The sequence below is a fragment of the Lysinibacillus sp. GW821-FHT14F06 genome (genome assembly GCF_058803665.1).
Genome location: NZ_JBXAPF010000011.1, coordinates 89,688 through 110,921 on the forward strand (window position 1 = coordinate 89,688; position 21,234 = coordinate 110,921).

The window sequence follows — 21,234 nt, forward strand, 5'->3', positions numbered from 1 at the left end:
GTATGATAATCTACTTTGAATTTGTAAGTACTTAGGAGGTGCTAAAAATGACTACACAACATCCAGATTTTAGGGCTGAGGTGGAATGGCTAGCTTTTACTAAAAATTATATGCAACAAATATTAAATGAATCGCAAAGAGACTTGAAATCAGCGCAGGAGAATATTCGGCAATCGATGGCAGATCTTGATTATTTAGACTCTAGTTTGAGTTATTTAAATATCCTTGCCAACGCCCGATTCTTTGAAATGGCACGTAACCAAAAGGAAGGCTTAGAGGCTGTGCAAAAGAAGCCTTATTTTGCCCGAATCCATTTTCAAAAGACTGGTGATCCAGAGGAATTTCTTTATATTGGTAAAACCTCATTGTTCCATCGAGAGACACACGAACCAATTATTGTAGACTGGCGTTCACCAGTTGCAAACGTCTATTATGATGGTCGCCTTGGTGATATGGAGTATGATGTTCGAGGTGAAATTCATAAAGGTCACCTTTTTGCCAAGCGTCAATATAAAATTGAAAATGGTGAATTGCTTGATATACGAGATATTGATTTAACGACGAATGATGAATTACTGCAAGAAGCGTTAGCTGGAAAGGCAGATGTACGTTTAACAGAAATCGTCTCGACCATTCAAAAAGAACAGAACGAAATTATACGAGCACATCTTCGTCAGCCTATTATCGTACAGGGTGCTGCTGGCAGTGGAAAAACAACGATAGCTCTCCACCGAATCTCTTACTTCCTCTATACTATGGGCGAGCATTTTAACCCTGAGCAGCTCATGATATTAGCACCAAATAAGCTATTTATCGATTATATTGGTGACGTTTTGCCAGAACTCGGCGTTGACAAAATTTGTCAAACAACCTTTGCAGATTATGTCCTTGCTGCTACTAAGCTTAAGCTTAAACTTCAAAACCCTAATGAGCAGTTAGAAACTCTTGTTGCAGGCGGATCTCAACAGTCCACCGCTTGGATATCTGAGATGAAGGGCTCACTTTATTATCGTGATGTTATAGAACGTTATGTTCAAAAGCTTGAGCAGGAAATCGCTGAGCAATTTGAAGATGTTTTCATTGAAAAATACTGTATTATGCGCGCCTCTCATTTAAAAAAGCTGTTCTTATACGAACTTTCTTATATGCCTATTGAAAAGCGAATTGACCATATTAAAAAGATTTTAGCCAGCCATGTTCGCCAAAAGAAGCAAGCCGTCTTAAATATGTTGCATAAAAAATATGATGAGGCGCTTGGCAAAGCTTTAAATGGAATTCGAGATGATGACAAACGTCGTCGTGTCGTTACAAAGTTTATTGATGAACGGGATGAACGAATACCCGCTATTGAAAAAGAGGCTAAATCCACTGCAACTATTTATATGCGACGTTTCTCTAAACATAATATAAAAATACTTTACCGTACCCTACTTACAAAACCTGAGCTTTTAGCAGAGCTTGCACCAGAGTGGCATTATCTTGAACAACAGCAGTTTTTACAGGCTCATCTAAAGGAACAGTGGGTGCTTGAGGACTTAGCCGCGTTGTATTATTTACAGGCTCGCTTTAAGGGTATTTCGGATGAATGGAAAATGCGGGTGGTTTTTATTGACGAAGTACAGGACTATAGTTTATTCCAGCTTGCTGCTTTAAAAGCTGGACTTGAAACAGATATGTTTACAATGGTAGGCGATTTAGCACAAGGCATTCATAGTTATCGTTCACTAACTGCCTGGGAGCCTGTCCAACAGTTATTTCCTCGCGCAAGCTTCAGGACACTACAAAAAAGTTATCGTACAACCATTGAAATCATGGAGGTCGCAAATAAGGTTTTAGTACAAATGGAAGAACAGTTACCACTAGTGGAGCCTGTAGTTCGTCATGGCAATGCGCCAACTTTCATACAAGCAAATGCATTCGATGCCCTAAAAATTAAGTCAATTTTTGAATCCATTCGCGCGAAAGGACATAGATCCATTGCATTAATTTGTAAAACATCAGCAGAATCGCTCAAAATGCAGAAAGCTTTAACTGACCATAAAATAAACACTCAACTACTTACAGAAAATGATTCCATCAATCAGGAATTATTACTTGTAGTGCCAAGTCATTTAGCAAAGGGACTTGAATTTGATGCAGTCATCGTCGCTGCCTTCGATACACCTTTCTATGATACAAAGCTTGACAGAAAGCTACTGTATGTGGCACTTACACGGGCAATGCATGAACTCTATTTAATCGGCCCTGCAAAAGAAGCCTTTCTTTTAGAAAGCTAAAATTCCCATAAGCAATAAAAAGTCGCTATTAGGGCGACTTTTTCAATGCTCCTTTATTAATTCCGAGGTGGTAAACGGTAAAACTTCCCTCGGGATAAATACACTTTAATAATTTTCCACCATGAGCTAGGTGCTTCCTTTGGAGGAGACTTCTTTTTAGGCAATGCTGGCATGCGCACGAGTAACGACTCCTTTCATCGGGTTATTAATACTATATGAAGATAGTAGGTATTTATGATAAAAAAGCTTAGTTATACTTTTATAATAAAAAAGGTAAGGAGTGATTTTACTTTTCCCTCCTTACCATTCATTTTAATGCTTTACATAATAATCGATTTGTTGTGCCTTCATAAAGCCAGCCTTTTCATAAACAGAAAGGGCTTTCCCATTGTCAATTTCTACATCAAGCATCACAAATTTTGCTCCGATTTTGCTTGCATAGTCCTTGGAAAAGGATAACATAGCTGTACCAATGCCCTGTCCTTCGCAATTTGGATGTACGGCCAATGCTGTGACCCATTGAACTTCATTTTCCTGAGCAGTTGTCACTGTTCCAACGACCTCACCGTCTTTGCGGGCCAGCCATAGCTTTCTGCCATCTGTAGATGTATTAAAGGCTATTAGCTCTTCAGACTCTTCTGGTAAATCCCCAAACGCTTCACTATAAATGTCAATCAACTCTGCCTGCTCACCTGCATAAAGAGTAATTTCTACATCCTTACATAAATTTACTGATTCTGCTCTTGTTTCTAAAGTTGCCTCTGAAAAGCTATATGTAAAGCCTTTATTTTCAATAAACGTATGACCAAAGGGTGATCCATCTATTACTACAGCCAATTGCCCCTCTACTCCACGCTCTTGAAGACCAGCCTGTAAAGCTTCCACTAAAGCGGTTCCGATTCCTTTTTGACGATAGGCAGGCGTTACTACTAGAGACCATTCATATGTATGAAGCCCCATTAAGTCTACAGCACTTGCTGCTCCTACTAACACATCCTTATCATCTTCATATGCAAGTATCATAAAGCCCTTTGTTTCAAAAGATCCCGCCATAGGAACTCCCATTGCAGTTTCATATACACGGTAATCATGTACGGTTGCTTCTTCACATAATAATGTTACTTCTTTTAATGTTTCCCCATCTAATGGAAAAGACACCGTCATTACTGAAATATTCATCGTTTACTCCGTTCTTGAATCAGACTATTGCCCTATTGTAGCAAGAAAGAAAATCAGCTTGCAACAAATTATAATAGTAACTTCTAATAATCAACTATTTTGTTTTTAATACAAGGAAAATAAATGGATTTATACAATCATTAATGACTGTAATAACTGAAAACTACTAGAATTTATAGATACATATTCATACTAAGCGCTCTCATTAAATATTTCAACCCTCCTTACAATTATACCATTTATACAAATAAATTACATTTTTGATATAAGAATATGGTCTTCATTTCATTTAATTATTTTTGCAATGATGCCATATTTTCGACCCTTCTTTTAACTTCTTTCAGCAAATGTTTTTTTGTATCGAAAGCGTAGCGGCAGTTGTTTTATGCGCATAAGCATAGGGCAGTGGCAGATACAGAAATCTCTTACCTCTTTAGGTGGGTGAGATGAATGCTAATTTAAGCTACTTTTCAGCAGATGTCACGGAACCAAAAAGGAGCTCTTTATGAAGGCAATTCTGCAGAGGCATAATTGATATTGTTTTCAAAAACTAAGAAAGGAGCGATCCCAAAGAGAGATCACTCCATATAATAACGCTACTCTTCAAGATGATATGAAGAAGATTGTAACATTTGCGCATAAACCCCACCCGATTCAATTAACTGTTGTTGAGGACCTGCTTCAACTAATTCACCCTTGTGCATAACAAGTACAATATCGGCATTGTGTACAGTATTTAAGCGATGAGCAATAACAAAGCTTGTACGCCCCTGCATTAAGGTATCCAGTGCCTCTTGAATGGCAAGCTCAGTAACAGTATCAATACTGCTTGTAGCCTCATCAAGTAATAATATCTTAGGATCAGCAATTAATGCTCGAGCTATTGACAGTAGCTGCTTTTGTCCCTGTGAAATTTCTCGACCATCTGCTGCAAGAATAGTATCATAGCCATTTTTTAGCTTAATGATAAAGTCGTGAGCATTTGCGCGTTTTGCCGCCTCTACTATTTCTTCATCGCTTGCATCTAATCGACCATAGCGAATATTCTCTCGTACTGACGCTTCAAACAAAAATGGGTCCTGAAGCACAAAGGCCATTTGCGAACGCAATGCTTGTCGTTCTATTTGTTGAATGTTTACACCATCAAATAAAACCTCACCTTTTGTTACCTCATAAAATCTTGCAATAAGCTGTAAGATAGTTGTCTTTCCTGCACCCGTTGCTCCCACAAGAGCTATTGTTTGTCCAGGCTCTACTTTAAAATTAACATCCTTTAACGTATAAGCTTCTTCCTCCTGCTCATATTTAAAATAAACATGTTGGAAGCTCACCTGTCCTAATAGTTTATGCTTTTGTGTTGAAGCAGTTTCCACTTCAGGCTGTTCATCCAGTAATGCAAATACTCGTTCAGCACCAGCAATGGCTGATAAAACTGTATTAAATTGATTGGCTAAATCATTTAATGGGCGAGTAAACTGGCGTGCGTACTCAGTAAAAATAACAATGACCCCAATTGACACGTGACCATAAAGAGCAAGTACGCCCCCAATCCCAGCTACAATTGTAAAGCTCATATTGTTTAAGAAGTTCATGACCTTTGGAATATAGCCTGAATATGTCTGTGCCCAAAAGCCTGTTGTTTTTAATCGCAAGCTTTTCTCACGAAACTCCTCCATCATTCTGTCCTCTTGTGAGAATGCCTTCACAATTCGTTGACCTGAAATTGTCTCTTCAATCATACCGTTGAGCGCACCAATAGCCACCTGCTGCTGTTTAAATAATGGAGCTGTTCTTCGAGTAATCCAGCGCATAGCCCAAAACATAATCGGTATAATGGTCATCGTTAATACCGTTAGCAAAGGACTTAAGCTTAGCATGATAACTATAGTACCTGTAAGCGTTAAAACACTGGAAAACACCTGAATAAAGGAACTATTTAATGTTGAACTTACCGCTTCTATATCATTTGTCATCCGACTCATTAACTCTCCATGCTGTCGGCGATCAAAAAATGAAATGGGTAATCTTTGAAAATGTGTAAAGACGCTTGTACGCAGTCTATAAATGGTTTGCTGGGCAATACCAATCATCCAGTAATTTTGTAAAAATAACGCTACTGCTAGTAGAGCATAAATGCCGATTAACAGCATAATGCCCTTACCTAGACCTGCGAGCTGACCATGCATCACATACATATCTATCATTTTTCCGATTATATAGGGTCCAAGAAGCGCTAAAACAGAACTCACCATAACAAGTAAAAGCACAATCATTAAGAGTACACGTTGTTCATCGACAATTTTCCATAATCTCAACAATGTACTTCGCCAATCTGTCGCACGCGGGCCCTTCTTTTTCTTAACAACCTGTTGTAAATCATCTTTTGTCAAAATCGGCTCATAACCAAAAGGTTTGTGGAAAAATGCCATTATTTCTCTACCTCCTGCTGGGAGACTGCGATTTTTTTATAGAGCTCAGAAGTCTGTAATAGCTCTTTATGCGTGCCATATGCTACTACTCTCCCTGCATCGATTAGTAATATTCGATCTGCCCCTTTAGCCGTACGTATTTTCTGGGTAACAACAAGCATAGTTGCTGGTTCCTCGCTCAGTGCCTCCCATAATGCTTGCTCCGTTTTTACATCAAGCGCACTCGTACTATCGTCCAGCATTAATAGATGACCTTTTCGTAATAACGCTCTTGCAATAGATAACCTTTGTTTTTGACCACCTGAAAGATTAACGCCCTTCTGTCCAACTCTTGTTTCATAACCCTGTGGAAAATCTTCTACAGAAGCATGTATTTGCGCTTGCATCGTCGCCTGTCGCACAGCAGCCATTTCAGCATCAGCGTCCCCCCATTTAACATTGTCTGCGATACTGCCTGTAAATAATAAGGATTGCTGTGGGACATAACCAATAATCTCTCTTAGCTCTTGTAAGTCCCATTGCTGAATATCCTTGCCTTCTACTACTATTCGCCCCTCAGTGACATCATAAAAGCGTGGAATTAGTTGTAATAATGTTGATTTACCTGCACCTGTAGCACCCATTATGGCTAATTTTTCACCTGATTTAACGCGAAAGCTTACACTCGCTAATACGGGAGAGTCTCCACCTGGATATGTAAAGCTAACGTTGTCAAAGGTCAATTCGCCAAAATATCTTCTGCTAGAGGCACTTTCTATAGATGATGAAAGCTCAGTCTCATTTTCAATAGATAGTACTTCTGCCATACGTTCTGCCGAGGCCTTGGCACGAGCATAAAAGATTATAATAAACGCAAACATTGAAAATGAGCCTGTCATACGCATTGCATAATTGACAATTGCCACAATATCACCAATCGGTGTTGTACCTGAAGCTATTTGCTTTGTCCCAAACCACAAAACAGCAAGTAAACTCATATTCATGATGAATAACAGGACAGGCATAATATACTCCATTGTACGCAAAGCCTTGACTGTATCTAATTTTAAGCGTGAAGCTACCTCTTCAAAACGAGAGGCTTCATAGGTACCACGTAAATAAGCCTTAACCAAGCGGATAGCCTGTAAATTTTCCTGTAGTACACGATTTAAACGATCCACTCTCTTTTGAACAAGCCCAAAATAAGACACGCCCTTTGTTACCATAAAAATAAGAAAAATGAAAATTACAGGTGCCCCAATAACTAAAAATAATGCAAGTTTTGCATTGACAACAAAAGCCATAACAATACTACCAACAACAGCCAATGGTGCTCGAAGCATAATTCGCAGACTCATAAAAAGCACAGTTTGAACCTGTGTCACATCATTCGTCAGCCTTGTAATTAGTGAGGCAGTTGAAAACTTTTGATAAGCAGCTAAAGTAAACGCTTGAATTTTTTCAAACATCGCATTTCGTAAATCATAAGAAAAGCTTTGTGCAGTATGTGATGAAAAATATGAATTAATGACACCAGCAAAAAAAGCTACGAAGGAAAGAGCTAGTAATATAGCCCCCCATTGTAAAATCATTCCCTGATTTTGTGCTCGTACCCCATCATCTATGATTTTAGCCATTATAAGCGGCTGAACTAACTCAACAAATAACTCCAACAGCATTAAACATAACGCAATAGATGCTGTCCATTTATACGGCTTTACATAGGAAAAAATTTCTTTCATATTCTTCCCCCTTGTTACTTATAGGAATTTAGTGAATTTTCAAAATAGTAATAAACACCTGGTCCGATAATACTTTTATGCTTTTTCTCCAGCTACTGAAAGCCATGTTACACAAACAAGCATAACAAACACACCAACTAATTGCCAAAAACCTAAAGTTGTACCAAACACAATTACTGAAATAGCCATAGCTGTTAAGGGCTCGATACTAGATAGTACACTAGTCTCAACTGCTGTAATATATCTCATACTGCTTAAAAACAGCACAAAAGCTACTGTTCCAAAGAATATGAGTGCAAGCATCAACCCTATTATCTTCATATCTGTGAACACTAGCCATAGATTTGACTGCCATACACGACCAATAATCCCCAATGCTCCTCCGCCTATCAGCATCCCCCAGCCGACAACGAGTAGAACATTCCACTCTTTCATAAGACGTGCTGGATACAATGTGTAGAAGGCAAACGTTAGACCAACTGCTACTCCCCACAATAAGGCTTTTTTACTAACTAATAAAGCGTCAAATGAAGCGTTCGTTAGTAGGAGAAATAGACCTATAAGTGTACCAATAATCCCTAACACTTGATATTTAGGGGGCCATTTCTTTAAACTAAGAGAGACATAAGCAACAACAAATATCGGCGCTAAAAACTGCAATAGGGTTGCTAATACCGCATTACTCGCATTAATTGCTGCCACAAAGGCAAATTGCACGCCCAACATTCCGGCTATACCGAATATAACGAGCTGTCTACTCCACAGTTTTTGTTTCCAAATGCCAAAAATGTCTTTTCTTGTTAATAATAAATATGTAAGCAATAGTATACCTGCAACTGTTAAACGAATTGTTAACATAAAAGACACTGTTAGTGGTGTATGGCTAAGTAACCATTCCATTAAAGGCCCAGTTGCACCCCATAACATCGAGCCAGTAACGATAAATATTATTCCTTTTAAACGTTCCATACAATTCCTGCTTCCTATATACGTACTAAAAAATGTTATTTTTCTTCAAAACTTTTCTTGCATTTCACTAGAAAAGTCCTAATATTTTTCATCATCAAATATTTACAAATATATTCATAATGACTAATTCCCGATAATTAACTATAATATTAGTATATATTGATTACCCAAGGAGATCGAATAATCATGAGTCATATGCATAAATCATTTACGATTGATGAACATTATTTAAATTCACTTCCTTTTCCTGCAATTGTCATGAATCAAGATGGACAAGCTATTATTTTGGGAAAACCGGCTGAACAACTATTTGGTATTTCAGCGACTGATATTAAAGGAAATACTACTCCATTCATACATGAAAATCTACTGCGTCATTTATCATTAGAGACATTTCAGGCTATTTTACACAATGATGAAAGTACGTATATAGATCAAGTTCAAGTGGTCACATTTACAAATGAAGAGATTACTGCAGCATTGCTGGCTAAACCATTTATAGAGCAAGGAGAGAAGTATATTCTCCTGTTATTTATGCTGCCAGAATTAATGATTAATTCTGTGTCAAATAGCAGTACGCTTATTAATTTAAAGCAAGGGTTAGACGTAGCATTCATGACCGTTACGCTTGATCATGATGGTTTTATCTTAGAATGCAATGCAGAATTTCTAAAGACAAGTCAGTGGACTCCAAAGCGTGTCATCGGCAAGACGTTTTGGCAGCTATTCCCTGACAATGAATTAAGTGAAAAGATTACAAACACTATTTGGCGTAATTTAAACAATGGTCATACGTGGCAAGGTGAGGTTGAAAAAGTTACAAAAACAGGCCAATCTTATTGGGTACTTCTAACAGCTATCCCGACCTTTAATCTTGAAACAAATGACCAACAATTTATTTTAATCGAGAAGGACATCACGAAATCAAAAACAATCCAGCATCAATTAGAAAAAATTGCTTATATAGATACTGAAACAGGTCTTATGAATGCACATCGACTCGAAAAAGTAATTTCTAATATGATTGAGGATGAGAGACACTTTTCTTTTGTCTATTTAAGTATTGATAAATTTTACACATTAAAAGAGCTACATGATCAGCAAATCGATCAAAGCCTTATTGTAGAATTTACAAACCGTATAAAAATGTATTTCCAAGATAGTACAATGGCACGCATTAATGAAAATGATTTTGTTGTCATCACACCTTTAAGTGAGTGGTTTATTCAAGGTTTCCTGTCCTATCTACAACAGCATCCAATCTATAGCAGCAATATTGCAGTACCAATTTCTATTAGTGGTGGTATTACACGATTCCCAGAAGATCAGACAACATTTTCTCAACTAATGAAAGCATCTATCGCAACTATTTCTAATGTTCGTGAGGCAGGCGGCGATAAAATTGTCTCATTATCTAAAGCTACTCATAAGGCCTTGAATCGAAAAGCTTTAATTGAAAAACGCTTACTTCAGGCTCTTGATCAAAAGAATTTGAAAGTATTATATCAGCCCCAAATTGATGTTTATTCAGGAAAAATCACAGCTGTAGAGGCACTAGTCCGTTGGGAAGATGAAGTAATCGGTGTTGTCGCACCTGACGAACTTATTCCAATTGCAGAGGAGACAGGACTTATTAACAATATTGGTTCCTTTATGCTAGAAAAAGCTTGCGAACAGGCGTTAATTTGGAAAAAAGCCGGTCTAGACATGAAAGTATCTATAAACTCTTCTGTTCGCGAATTCCGTGATAAAAATATGGCAAAATCAATTCTTGAAAAACTAGCTAAAACGGGTTGCCCTGCCAGCCTTATTCAAATTGAAATTACAGAAAAGTTTGCACTAGAGGCAGAGGCTGCTACCTTCATTACTCAGCAAATGCGTAAGCTAGAGAACGAGGGCATTTCCTTTATTCTAGATGACTTTGGCACAGGGTATGGCTCATTCAGATACATGCAAATTTTACCGATAGATACATTAAAAATTGATAAAACATTTACAAGCTCCTTACTTAAATCTGAAAAGACACAAAAGCTAATGCATGGTATGGTGCAGCTTGGAAAATCGATGGAACTTAAAGTTGTAGCAGAGGGTGTTGAAACTGCAGAGCAAGCAGACCTTTTAATTACTTATGGCTGTGATGCTATTCAGGGCTATTATATTAGTAAGCCTGCTACTCCTGAGGAAATTGAAACATTATTTGTAAAATAGAAAAAACAAAGGGAGGCTGCGTTAGAGCAATTTTTCAAACGCAGCCTCCAGTTATTTTATTTTTTATAGACTTTTTGTAATTTAACTTTACTTGAACGTATCGACCGGAATATTAATTGCATAAATACCTCTGCAAATACAAGGCCCATAACGATAGCTCCAGTAATTAAAAATGCTTTTAACCCATACTGCAGACCTTGTAAGTAATCATCCTCTACAACGTTTCTCATAGCATTATAAGCCATACCTCCAGGCACTAATGGAATGATTCCGCCTACTATAAAAATAATCATTGGCATTTTAAAGCGCCGCGCATATAAATGAGCAACTATTGCAATGACAAATGATCCGAAGAAAGAAGCATTGACGACATCCATTCCTTTTTCTGTTAACAGATAATAGATGATCCAGCCAATTACTCCAACAAGGCCACAATGAAGCAGTGTTTTTCTAGGTACATTAAAAATAACAGCAATCCCAGCAGTGGCAAAGAAACTAACAATTAATTGAATGATAATATCCATCATATGTTATTGTGCGCCTCCTAAAATGCTAGGGTGACAGCAATTGCTGCACCAATAGCAAAGGCTGTTAAAAAGGCCTCTGCCCCCTTTGCCATCCCTGACATAAAATGACCTGCCATTAAATCACGCACTGCATTTGTAATCAATATACCTGGTACAAGTGGCATGACAGAACTAATGATAATTTTATCAAGCTCTGTTCCATAACTATACTTGACTGCAAAGAAGGCAACGAAGCCGATAACGAGTGATGCAGTAAATTCTGAGAAAAACTTTACTTTGGTTAAATTATTTATCATTACAAGCACTAGAAAGCCTAATCCTCCCGCTAAACATGCTATCGGAAAATCAGCCCATCCTCCCTTAAACATAATAAGAAAACAACCACTTGCAAGAGCTGATGCTAGGACTTGTAAATAGGTTGGTAAAAAATAATTTGTTTTTTGTATCGACTTTAGCTCGTCATAAGCCTCTTCTAATGTTATCATGTGAGATGTGAGTCTCCGAGATACTGAATTTACCAAGGCTATTTTTTGTAAATCTGTAACCCTATTGGAAATCGATGTGATCCTCGTTGGCTGTGTCTTGCCTAACGAAAAAATGATTCCAGTTGGTGTGGCATAACATTGCGCATCAAGCATATTTTGAGAATGTGCCATGCGTAGCATCGTATCCTCCACACGGTATGTTTCTGCACCACTTTCAATCATAATACGCCCTGCAAGCAATAAGCAGTCAATCGTAAATTCATTATCCGCTTCATGTAAAACCATTACAGCTATCTGCCTCCTTTAAAAGGTTCCTTGCCAATAGTATCGAACTGCCCAAAAAAACTCAACTGAAATTTTTAATACTATACTTTGGCTGTTATATGCTGACTAATGCAAATTGATTTTATATGAAAATTAATTTTCCACAAAATGATAACAAAACTTCGTAGATTCGTATAACTTTTTCAATGGCTGACACGTCTGATTGTATAGAAAAGTAATTTAGGAAAGGAGCGTATCCATAAAAATGCCGGAACGCAGAAGAAGACGCGGCCCGATGATTGATTTCCTATTAATCGGCCTCATTATTACATTAACAACTATTATTTTAGTCATTATCCTATCAAAGGATGACTTTAAGTTTCAAAAAATTAGTGCCTCAAAAGGGACAGAATCAGTACCTAGTAATTTATCCACAGAAAGCTCTGCGTTTCCAGGTATTCGTATTTTAACAGACGTTTCTAATGATAAACAAACACCTTTTGCTATTCATTATCCACAGACAGACAATAAAGCATTTAATGAAGCCGTTTTACAGTACATATCGGATTCAAAAGAAACCTATCTGTCATCAATGAAAAAAATTAAAAACAAAGAGGCTATGGGCGAGCTTAATATTAGTTTAGAAACATTCCCATATCGTGAGCATTATTATTCCTTTGTACTGACGAAAATGCTGTACTTAGGCGGGGCAAATCATGAGGTTTCAACTAAGACATTCTTCATCAATAATGAAACTGGCGAACAAATCACCATTAAAACATTACTGCAAGGCGATGAAAACAACTTATCAACATTGGCTACTCAAGTACGTAAAGATTTACAGCAAAATCTTCAGTTAAAAGACGATCTCTTTACTGATGAGCTAGAAAAGGCAACAGAACCTAAATGGTCTAACTTCAATCGCTTCTCCATTGTAGAAGATTCGTTACAATTCTATTTCGATGAGTATGAGATTGCTAGTGGAGCAGCAGGTGCACCAATAGTGAAGCTTCCTCTTTCGCTGATTAATCCGTTGTTAGCCTCTGATTTTCAAATTGCTATGGAGACTATAAAGCCTACGAAACCACCTACTACAGGTGATTCCACTACGAAACGTATCGCCTTAACTTTTGATGATGGCCCACATCCAAAAGTAACTGAACAAATATTAGATACTCTTGATAAATACCATGCAAAAGCTACCTTCTTTATGCTCGGCGGGCGTGTACAGTATTATCCTGATATTGCTAAGGATGTTCTTGCTCGAGGTCATGAAATAGGTAACCATACATGGAACCATCCTGTATTAACAAAGCTTTCACAAGAGCAGGTACTAAAGCAATACACATCAACTTCTGCAGAGCTAGAGAAAGCAATTAATCATGATGCCACTGTATTTAGACCTCCATATGGGGCAACAAACGATGCTATTAATGGGCAAATACCAATTCCAGTCGTACTATGGACGATCGATACATTAGACTGGAAGCATCGCAATGCACAGCAGCTATTACCATATGTGAAAAATAATTTACACAATAACGCTATCGTTTTAATGCATGATATTCATCAATCAACTGCCGATGGACTGGATGCGGTACTCGCCTATCTACAGGAGCAGGGCTATGAATTTGTAACAGTCTCAGAGATTCTCCCGTATCGTCAATAATTATTCTTTCAAGCACTGCCTATATCCAACAAAAGCAAAAGTCCAATAAACTAGAATTTAGTTTATTGGACTTCTTTTTTATTTTATTATTAGCTTATCTAATGGTTGGAAGTCTTTTAATTGATAGCTCTTCACCTCATTGCGAGCGACTGTATAGAGGGCATCATCTATATATACGACACGCTGTACAAGCTGATCCCAATTCTCATATGGCTCACCAGTACTTTCTTCAATGATACTACCTTTTAGCACGATTCCTTTATCTGCTGTTATTTCATAAATTTGAGCTCCCTGACCTTTGTAAACAATTTCATCGCCCTTCCCTGCCTCATAAAGGACAACTGGGAAGCCAAAATAATTGTATTCCTTATTTCGGAATAGAGCCCTAGGATTGTATTGAATATCCGAATAAGAACCTTTACCACCGATTTTTACAGATGATTGTTCTTTTGGATTTTTGAAATCTGAAACATCAAACAACGACATTTTCATATTAGTTGTCACTGTAAAATTGCTTTTTGAAAATGCGTCATAGCGTTGCTCTGTATCATAGCCAATTCCGATTAAATGTGTTTCATCTAATGGATGCAAGTAATTACTAAATCCTGGTATTTTCAATTCCCCTAGGACAGTTGGCTTTTTAGGATCAGCTACATCAATCACAAATAACGGATCCACTTGCTTAAATGTCACCACATACGCTTTTTCACCCATGAAGCGTGCTGAATATACTTTTTCTCCTGGTGCTAAGTCTTTAACTGCGCCAAGCTCTTTTAAATTTTTATCTAAAATAAAGAGATGATTACGTGAAATATTTTTTTCATCCCACGTATTTCCTTCAGTTGTTACAATGCGGAAATTCCCCTTGTACTCATCCATTGAATATTGATTTAACACAGTTCCTTTTACTTCTGTGTTACCTACAAAATTCATGGTAGTGCCATCGACATTCCATTTAAAGACCTGTGTATTTGTTGCTCTTGGCATCCAAATCATCATATCCATAATCCGGTTTTCAGCAGGAGCTACTGGACTGCCATCATAGACTGATGTTGTAAGATAAAGTGCATCTTCAGACATATATAGTCCACTACTACCGCCCAAATAACCTTTTGTATTGACAGTTGCCTTTGCACCATTTTTTAAATCTATAGCTGTTATTAAGCTATATGTTCCATCCATGGTATTTGGTAAAATGGATATTTTTTCAAGTGGTAGGCTTTGATATTCTTTCGCATCTCCACTATCATATGTTTTTGGCTTTAAATCTATTGCTTTGTTATCTCGAAGCGCCCAATAATTCGGAAACATGTTACCAATTAAATATAATGTGTTATTGGTAATACGAATATCCTGTAAATACCCCTCTTGCCCTACCTCACGTATAAATTTTGGGCTCTTAGGATTCGAAATATCATACAAAGTAGCTGTTGACATGCTTGTGCCTGCTTTTTCTAAATATTTATCCCCAATTGCTATTAACAAATGATCATATAATGCAAGCTTTGAAATATATTTAGAATCCTCTATTTTAAGAGTTGTCGCTAATGCTAAATTTTTCGGATTTGTTGCATCTACCACTGTAATACTATGTTCTTGTACAGAATAAATAAAGCCATTCTTTACAACGACTAAATCGCCTTCTTCAACTCCCTCTACTTGATTGTTTGTCATAGAGGAATTACTGCTTACACTTGGGCTATCTGCCTTACTTTCCATTTCTCTACTTGAATCATATTTCACTTCCTTATTTGGATTAGCTAAAAGAGTGTCAAAGTATTGCTGTAGCTCTTTCTCTGATTTTACTGCTTCTAGCTTTTCAATAATGGTAAATGAAATTACTTGTGAGGCAGCTTTTGGTCCACCAAGTACAAATGCTTCCTTCTGTACATGTAATTTATAGCTACCAGGTGTTAAATCACTAACAATTAATGTCTTTTTATCTTCTCCTAGTGTGATAGTTGCTTCAACTTTTTGATCCTTGCTATTTGTAACATAAACAGTTTCTTTTGTTATCTTGCTTTCCTTTAAAGCTTTAGTAAAAGTTGCTTGCCAGCTTTTAGTGGCCATACTAACACTTGCTGCTTTTGCCTCTACAGTTGGAGTCATTGTCAGCATAATGATCCCTGGTAAAACGGCGAGTACGGCGATAACCATAATTGCTATCCACTTATTTTTCATCTTTTTTCCTCTCTTTCATATACTTGTTTATCAATTAGACTGCTGAAGAGTTGGAAAGTTACATTTTTCAGAAATTTTTTGCATAGCAATTTTTCTACATAAGAAAAACGAGAGGATGATTCTCCTCTCGTTTATTCATCAAAAGGCCACTTTGGTAGCATTTTGCTTAATGGTTTATCCTGACGTTTTCCTAACACATAATCAGCCTGCATAATAGTATGAATTTCACGTGTGCCTTCATAAATAACAGGCGCTTTGGAGTTACGCAAATAACGTGCAACTGGATATTCATCTGAATAACCATAGGCACCATGAATTTGCACTGCGTCATCTGCTGATTTATTAGCAAAATCACAGGCCTGCCATTTTGCAAGAGACGTCTCTTGTGTATTCCGAACACCTTTGTTTTTTAGTTCACCAACACGATAGACAAGTAGACGACTCATTTGATAGCCTGCTTCCATTTTTGCAATCATTTGCCCTACTAGCTGATGTTCACCAATAGGTTTACCAAATGTTTCACGTTCATGACAATATTTCACACTTGCCTCAAGGCACGCTTGAATGAGTCCCACAGCGCCAGCAGCTACCGTGAAACGACCATTATCAAGAGCAGACATGGCAATTTTAAAGCCCTCGCCCTCTTCTCCTAGTCGATTCTCTACTGGTACACGTAAATCTTCAAAGAAGAGCTCACCAGTATTACCAGCGCGAATACCATATTTTCCCTTAATAGCCTTTGAAGTAAAGCCAGCCATTGAACGTTCTATAATAAATGCGCTAATACCGTGATGTTTTTTGGATTTATCTGTATAGGCAAATACAATAAAATGATCAGCTATATCACATAAGGAGATCCACGTTTTTTGCCCATTTATAACATAAAAACCTCCATCACGTACGGCAGTCGTAGACATAGCCGCTACATCTGAACCAGCTCCTGGCTCTGTTAGACCAAATGCACCAATTCGAACACCCTTTGCCTGTGGAACAAGGTATTGTAGCTTCTGCTCCTCTGTTCCCCATTGCATTAAGGTCATACTATTCAAGCCCGTATGAACTGAAACTGCTGTTCGAAATGCCGTATCTCCTCGCTCAAGTTCCTCACAAACAATAGCAAGCGCATTATAATCCATACCGCTACCACCATATTTTTCAGGAACACAAACGCCCATTAAGCCAAGCTCAGCAAGTCTTGACCAAATCTTTGCATCAAAACCACCTGTCGCATCCCACTTTGCAATATTGGGCATGATTTCATCGTCTACAAATTGTCGAACGGTTTTTCGTAGCAGCTCCTGCTCAATGGTAAAGTCAAAATTCATGGTTAACACCTACCATTTCACAATCATTGCAGATTTATGAGATGTCTCTTTTATAACAACACCGCGTTTTGCCATCTCTTCCATATACGTATCTCCTGGTACAATTGATTCAGGCGCAAATACACCGTGCTCTGTAATCGTCCCTTCACCAATCATTTGAGCAGCGACAGAAATAGTATTAGCTGTTGCACGAGCCATGGCTGTTTCATTTATTGTCATATCTTTTCTAACGACCATCTCGTACTCATATGTTACTTGTTGCTGTGCCTTTTCTCCAGCAACAATGACACGCAGTAGTACAGCATCTGGTTTTGTACCAAGCTCAAGCTTCTTTTTAAGTGCCTCACGCACAACTGCTCGAACAGGTACTTCTTGATTATCGACCTCTACCTTATTCGTTGAATCGAGGAATCCTAAATCAGCTAACAGCTTAAATTTCTCTGCATGCCCCTTATAACGAATTGTTTTGTACTCTAATGTGTGGACATTAGGGAATGTCTTATACAGCGTGGAAATACCACCTGATGTATAAAATGCCTCTAACACACCAAAATCGTCAAAATAAATAGGCTCGACACCTGATAAAGATGGAACTTCCTCAAGTTTCCCCTTTTGAATCGCTTTTGAAGGCTCTGTATAATGATCAAAAACCCCATCTAAAGAAAATACTCGTGTGTAATGAAGCGGCGGCTTTGGCTCTGTTGGAATACCTCCCACAAAGAGCTTAATAGATTCAACTTCATCTAATTTTGATGCACCATAGCCCGCTAGAATATTGACCATACCTGGAGCAACGCCCAAATCAGGAATAATTGTTACGCCTTTAGCTTTTGCGTCTTCATGAAGATCTAGAATTTTCTCCGTTACCCCACCGATATGTCCACCTAAATCCACGGAATGTACTCCAGCCTCAATTGCTGCTCTTGCTACACGTTCATTAAAGGAATAGAATAGAGCATTTACGACCACATCTCCTTTAGATATGACGTTCATTAAAGATTCATCGTGCTCTGCATGAAGCTCCACTACCTCAACCTTATCTGTGTTTAACGTGTTCACAAAATCCTGTGCCACTCTTACATCTATGTCCCCTAAGATTACACGTTCTACTTTATTATTTTTAATTAAATCACGAGCTACCTCTTTTCCCATTAAACCTGCACCTAATACAACAACTTTCATCAAGAACATCCCCTTTCGTTGATCTGTTACTCTGTATCGATTTGTGCTCTTTGTAATTTACCGCTATAGTCTACATAAATACTTTTCCATTCAGTATAAACATCTAAGGCAGCTACTCCTGAGTCACGGTGACCATTCCCCGTCCCTTTCGTGCCACCAAATGGTAAATGGATTTCTGCCCCAGTTGTGCCTGCATTCACATAAACAATCCCTGTGTCTAAATCTCGCTGGGCACGGAAAATTGTATTCACATTTTGTGAGAAAATTGAGCTGGATAAGCCAAATTTCACGCCATTGTTTACTTCGATCGCTTCCTCGAAACTTGCTACTTCGATTATTGAAACGACAGGGCCAAAGATTTCCTCCTGTGCAATAATCATGTTTGTCTTAACATTAGTAAACAATGTCGGCTCATAATAAAACCCTTTATCATAGGGTGTTTCATTTAATATTCTGCCACCTGCTAGCAATGTCGCCCCTTCTTGTTTACCAATTTGGACATAGTGATTGATTTTTTCTAATGCTGCTTTATTAATTACTGGTCCTATTTTTACATGTTCATCTAGGCCGTTCCCAATTGTTAATTTTTGCATTTCGTCCAGTAGACGTTTTTCTAGTTCTTCTCTTACATCTTTATGCACAATCACTCGGCTACATGCTGTACACCTTTGACCAGCTGTGCCAAATGCACTCCATAAAATTCCTTCTGTAGCGAGCTGTAAATCAGCATCATCCATAACAATTACTGCATTTTTGCCACCCATCTCTAGTGACATCTTTTTTAGGTGTTTGCCACCTAGCTCTGCTACTTTACTTCCTGTTGTTGTTGAGCCGGTAAATGAGATGACCTTAACATCGGGGTGCTCAATTAATGCTGTTCCTACAGTTGGGCCACTGCCATATACAATATTTGCTACCCCATTCGGCAGTCCGATTTCCTCAAAAATTTTGCCCATTTCATAGGCCATCATCGGTGTCTCATTGGATGGCTTCCAAATAAATGTATTACCCGCAACAATAGCAGGGAATGATTTCCACGTTGCGATTGCTACTGGGAAATTCCAAGGTGTAATTAAGCCGACAACACCTATAGGTGACCGGACACTCATTGCAAATTTATTAGCAAGTTCAGACGGGGTTGTTTCCCCAAACAATCTCCGCCCCTCACCTGCCATATAATAAGCCATATCAATCCCTTCCTGTACCTCACCTCTAGCCTCTTCAATGACCTTTCCCATCTCTTTTGTTAAAACGGTCGCCAAATATTCCTTTTTCTCTTTCATTTTTTGACCGATGGCATATAAATAATCAGCACGTTTAGGCGCTGGCACTAATGCCCAACTTTTTTGTGCTTGTTTAGCAGCCGCTACCGCTTCATTTACCTCATTTACTGTGGAACGCGGAATTGTCGCTAGTTGCTCTCCGTTCGCAGGGTTCGTCACTGCTATACTTTGTAAATGGGAATGTGTTACCCATTCACCACCGATATAGTTTTTGATTTCCAATACTCACACCCCCTGAAGTAATCTAGATGCCTCGGCTACGTTGCTAATTGTTACATCGCATGCAGGTATTTATCTATCATTCTATTTAATTAAAATTAAATATGTCAAAATTCCGAATTTTCACCAAACATTTCACCTGCATAGCAAAGCTTTACGTTTAGCAACATCGGTGACAACCGCCAGAGGCCTTATTTTCTTTTAGCTGACTTCCGTAGAAAAGACTTTAAACCCTTTTCCCACAGATGTGACTTTTATGATTATTATATTAACAATCATTAAGTCGCTTGACTAAACGAAAATAAATAATACACATTCTAGTTTTTTATATTCGACATTTTCTATGTTATTCCCTTTTTTTCTAAAATAATTAATTATGCAATGAAACTAATGTCAATTATAATCGTATACAGTAACAATAAAATTACTTTTGGAGGAATCCCATTATGAATAATCATGAAATAGACTACCAAATTTTTGGCGACGACATGCAATACGTACAAGTTGAGCTTGACCCTCAGGAAACAGTAGTAGCTGAAGCAGGAGCCTTAATGATGATGGATGATAGAATCCATATGGAAACAATCTTTGGTGATGGCTCAAAAGAAGGCCAAAATAGCGGCATTATGGGTAAACTGCTTGGTGCAGGAAAACGACTTATTACTGGTGAAAGCTTATTTATGACAACATTTACGAATGCTGGTTCAGGTAAACGCCATGTTTATTTTGCTTCTCCATATCCAGGAAAAATCATTCCAATGGATTTAAGTCAATTAAACGGGAAAATTATTTGTCAAAAGGATGCATTTTTAGCTGCTGCTAAAGGGGTTTCAGTCGGTGTTGAATTCCAGAAAAAAATTGGCGTAGGGTTCTTTGGTGGCGAAGGCTTTATTATGCAAAAACTCGAAGGCGATGGTATGGCCTTCGTACATGCAGGGGGAGCTATTCACGAAAAAACTTTACAGCCTGGCGAGGTATTACGCGTAGATACAGGATGCTTAGTTGCTATGACATCTGATGTGGACTACAATATCGAAATGGTTGGCGGCGTAAAAACGGCATTGTTTGGTGGCGAAGGTATCTTCTTTGCTACTTTAAAGGGGCCTGGTAAAGTATGGATTCAATCACTACCATTTAGCCGTTTAGCAAGTCGCGTCTTCGCAGCAGCCCCAATTTCACAAGGCGGTGGCGGTCAATCTAAAGGTGAAGGCGGCATTGGCGGTTTATTTGATTTATTTAATAGATAATATCTATTTTCAAGTAAAAGGAACACATCTAACTACGATGTGCTCCTTTTTTATTTTGCTTTTAACAGAG

14 protein-coding genes are annotated in these 21,234 nt (G+C 38.0%); 4 read left to right on the top strand and 10 right to left on the bottom strand.

Annotated features, from left to right (window positions below; genetic code table 11):
- Nucleotides 1-47: 47 nt before the first annotated feature.
- Nucleotides 48-2,276: an RNA polymerase recycling motor HelD gene (gene helD, locus AC1RNS_RS12185; RefSeq protein WP_492992938.1), complete on the top strand. Its 2,229-nt coding sequence runs from the start codon at nucleotides 48-50 to the stop codon at nucleotides 2,274-2,276.
- 312 nt (nucleotides 2,277-2,588) lie between these two features.
- On the opposite strand, the gene AC1RNS_RS12190 is transcribed toward helD, so the two are convergent.
- From AC1RNS_RS12190 to AC1RNS_RS12205, 4 genes are all read right to left on the bottom strand, one after another.
- A complete protein-coding gene (locus tag AC1RNS_RS12190) occupies nucleotides 2,589-3,455 on the bottom strand; it encodes a GNAT family N-acetyltransferase (protein ID WP_492992939.1) in 867 nt (288 codons plus the stop codon).
- 596 nt (nucleotides 3,456-4,051) lie between these two features.
- Complete coding sequence (locus AC1RNS_RS12195) at nucleotides 4,052-5,884, bottom strand: ABC transporter ATP-binding protein (protein WP_492992940.1); 1,833 nt, start codon at nucleotides 5,882-5,884, stop codon at nucleotides 4,052-4,054.
- Entirely contained in the window at nucleotides 5,884-7,605 is a 1,722-nt protein-coding gene (locus AC1RNS_RS12200) for an ABC transporter ATP-binding protein (RefSeq protein ID WP_492992941.1), read from the bottom strand. Before AC1RNS_RS12200 ends, AC1RNS_RS12195 begins: the two co-directional genes overlap by 1 nt.
- Nucleotides 7,606-7,680: 75 nt before the next feature.
- Nucleotides 7,681-8,574, bottom strand: a complete 894-nt coding sequence (locus AC1RNS_RS12205; RefSeq protein WP_492992943.1) for a DMT family transporter — start codon at nucleotides 8,572-8,574, stop codon at nucleotides 7,681-7,683.
- Between the two features lie 186 nt (nucleotides 8,575-8,760).
- On the opposite strand from AC1RNS_RS12205, the gene AC1RNS_RS12210 reads away from it, so the two are divergent.
- Nucleotides 8,761-10,782 (top strand): EAL domain-containing protein, encoded by a 2,022-nt coding sequence (locus tag AC1RNS_RS12210; RefSeq protein WP_492992944.1) that lies wholly within the window; start codon nucleotides 8,761-8,763, stop codon nucleotides 10,780-10,782.
- Nucleotides 10,783-10,838: 56 nt separating this feature from the next.
- Here AC1RNS_RS12210 and AC1RNS_RS12215 read toward each other — a convergent pair whose 3' ends face one another.
- Both AC1RNS_RS12215 and AC1RNS_RS12220 read right to left on the bottom strand, forming a co-directional pair.
- Nucleotides 10,839-11,306, bottom strand: a complete 468-nt coding sequence (locus AC1RNS_RS12215; RefSeq protein ID WP_492992988.1) for a threonine/serine exporter family protein — start codon at nucleotides 11,304-11,306, stop codon at nucleotides 10,839-10,841.
- A 20-nt stretch (nucleotides 11,307-11,326) separates the two neighbouring features.
- Nucleotides 11,327-12,079 carry a threonine/serine exporter family protein gene (locus AC1RNS_RS12220; protein WP_492992946.1) on the bottom strand — a complete coding sequence of 251 codons (753 nt, stop codon included), beginning with the start codon at nucleotides 12,077-12,079 and terminating at the stop codon, nucleotides 11,327-11,329.
- Nucleotides 12,080-12,323: 244 nt separating this feature from the next.
- Between AC1RNS_RS12220 and AC1RNS_RS12225 the strand changes: the two genes are divergently transcribed.
- Complete coding sequence (locus tag AC1RNS_RS12225; RefSeq protein ID WP_492992948.1) at nucleotides 12,324-13,727, top strand: polysaccharide deacetylase family protein; 1,404 nt, start codon at nucleotides 12,324-12,326, stop codon at nucleotides 13,725-13,727.
- A gap of 78 nt (nucleotides 13,728-13,805) precedes the next feature.
- On the opposite strand, the gene AC1RNS_RS12230 is transcribed toward AC1RNS_RS12225, so the two are convergent.
- The 4 genes from AC1RNS_RS12230 to AC1RNS_RS12245 form a co-directional block, all read right to left on the bottom strand.
- Nucleotides 13,806-15,908, bottom strand: coding sequence for a beta-propeller domain-containing protein (locus tag AC1RNS_RS12230; RefSeq protein WP_492992949.1), 2,103 nt, complete (start codon nucleotides 15,906-15,908; stop codon nucleotides 13,806-13,808).
- 131 nt (nucleotides 15,909-16,039) lie between these two features.
- Nucleotides 16,040-17,233 carry an acyl-CoA dehydrogenase family protein gene (locus tag AC1RNS_RS12235; protein ID WP_492992951.1) on the bottom strand — a complete coding sequence of 398 codons (1,194 nt, stop codon included), beginning with the start codon at nucleotides 17,231-17,233 and terminating at the stop codon, nucleotides 16,040-16,042.
- Nucleotides 17,234-17,242: 9 nt separating this feature from the next.
- Nucleotides 17,243-18,415 carry a saccharopine dehydrogenase family protein gene (locus AC1RNS_RS12240; protein ID WP_492992952.1) on the bottom strand — a complete coding sequence of 391 codons (1,173 nt, stop codon included), beginning with the start codon at nucleotides 18,413-18,415 and terminating at the stop codon, nucleotides 17,243-17,245.
- A gap of 26 nt (nucleotides 18,416-18,441) precedes the next feature.
- Nucleotides 18,442-19,920 carry an aldehyde dehydrogenase family protein gene (locus AC1RNS_RS12245; RefSeq protein WP_492992953.1) on the bottom strand — a complete coding sequence of 493 codons (1,479 nt, stop codon included), beginning with the start codon at nucleotides 19,918-19,920 and terminating at the stop codon, nucleotides 18,442-18,444.
- A gap of 443 nt (nucleotides 19,921-20,363) precedes the next feature.
- Between AC1RNS_RS12245 and AC1RNS_RS12250 the strand changes: the two genes are divergently transcribed.
- Entirely contained in the window at nucleotides 20,364-21,164 is an 801-nt protein-coding gene (locus AC1RNS_RS12250) for a TIGR00266 family protein (RefSeq protein WP_492992955.1), read from the top strand.
- The last annotated feature ends 70 nt before the right edge of the window (nucleotides 21,165-21,234 follow it).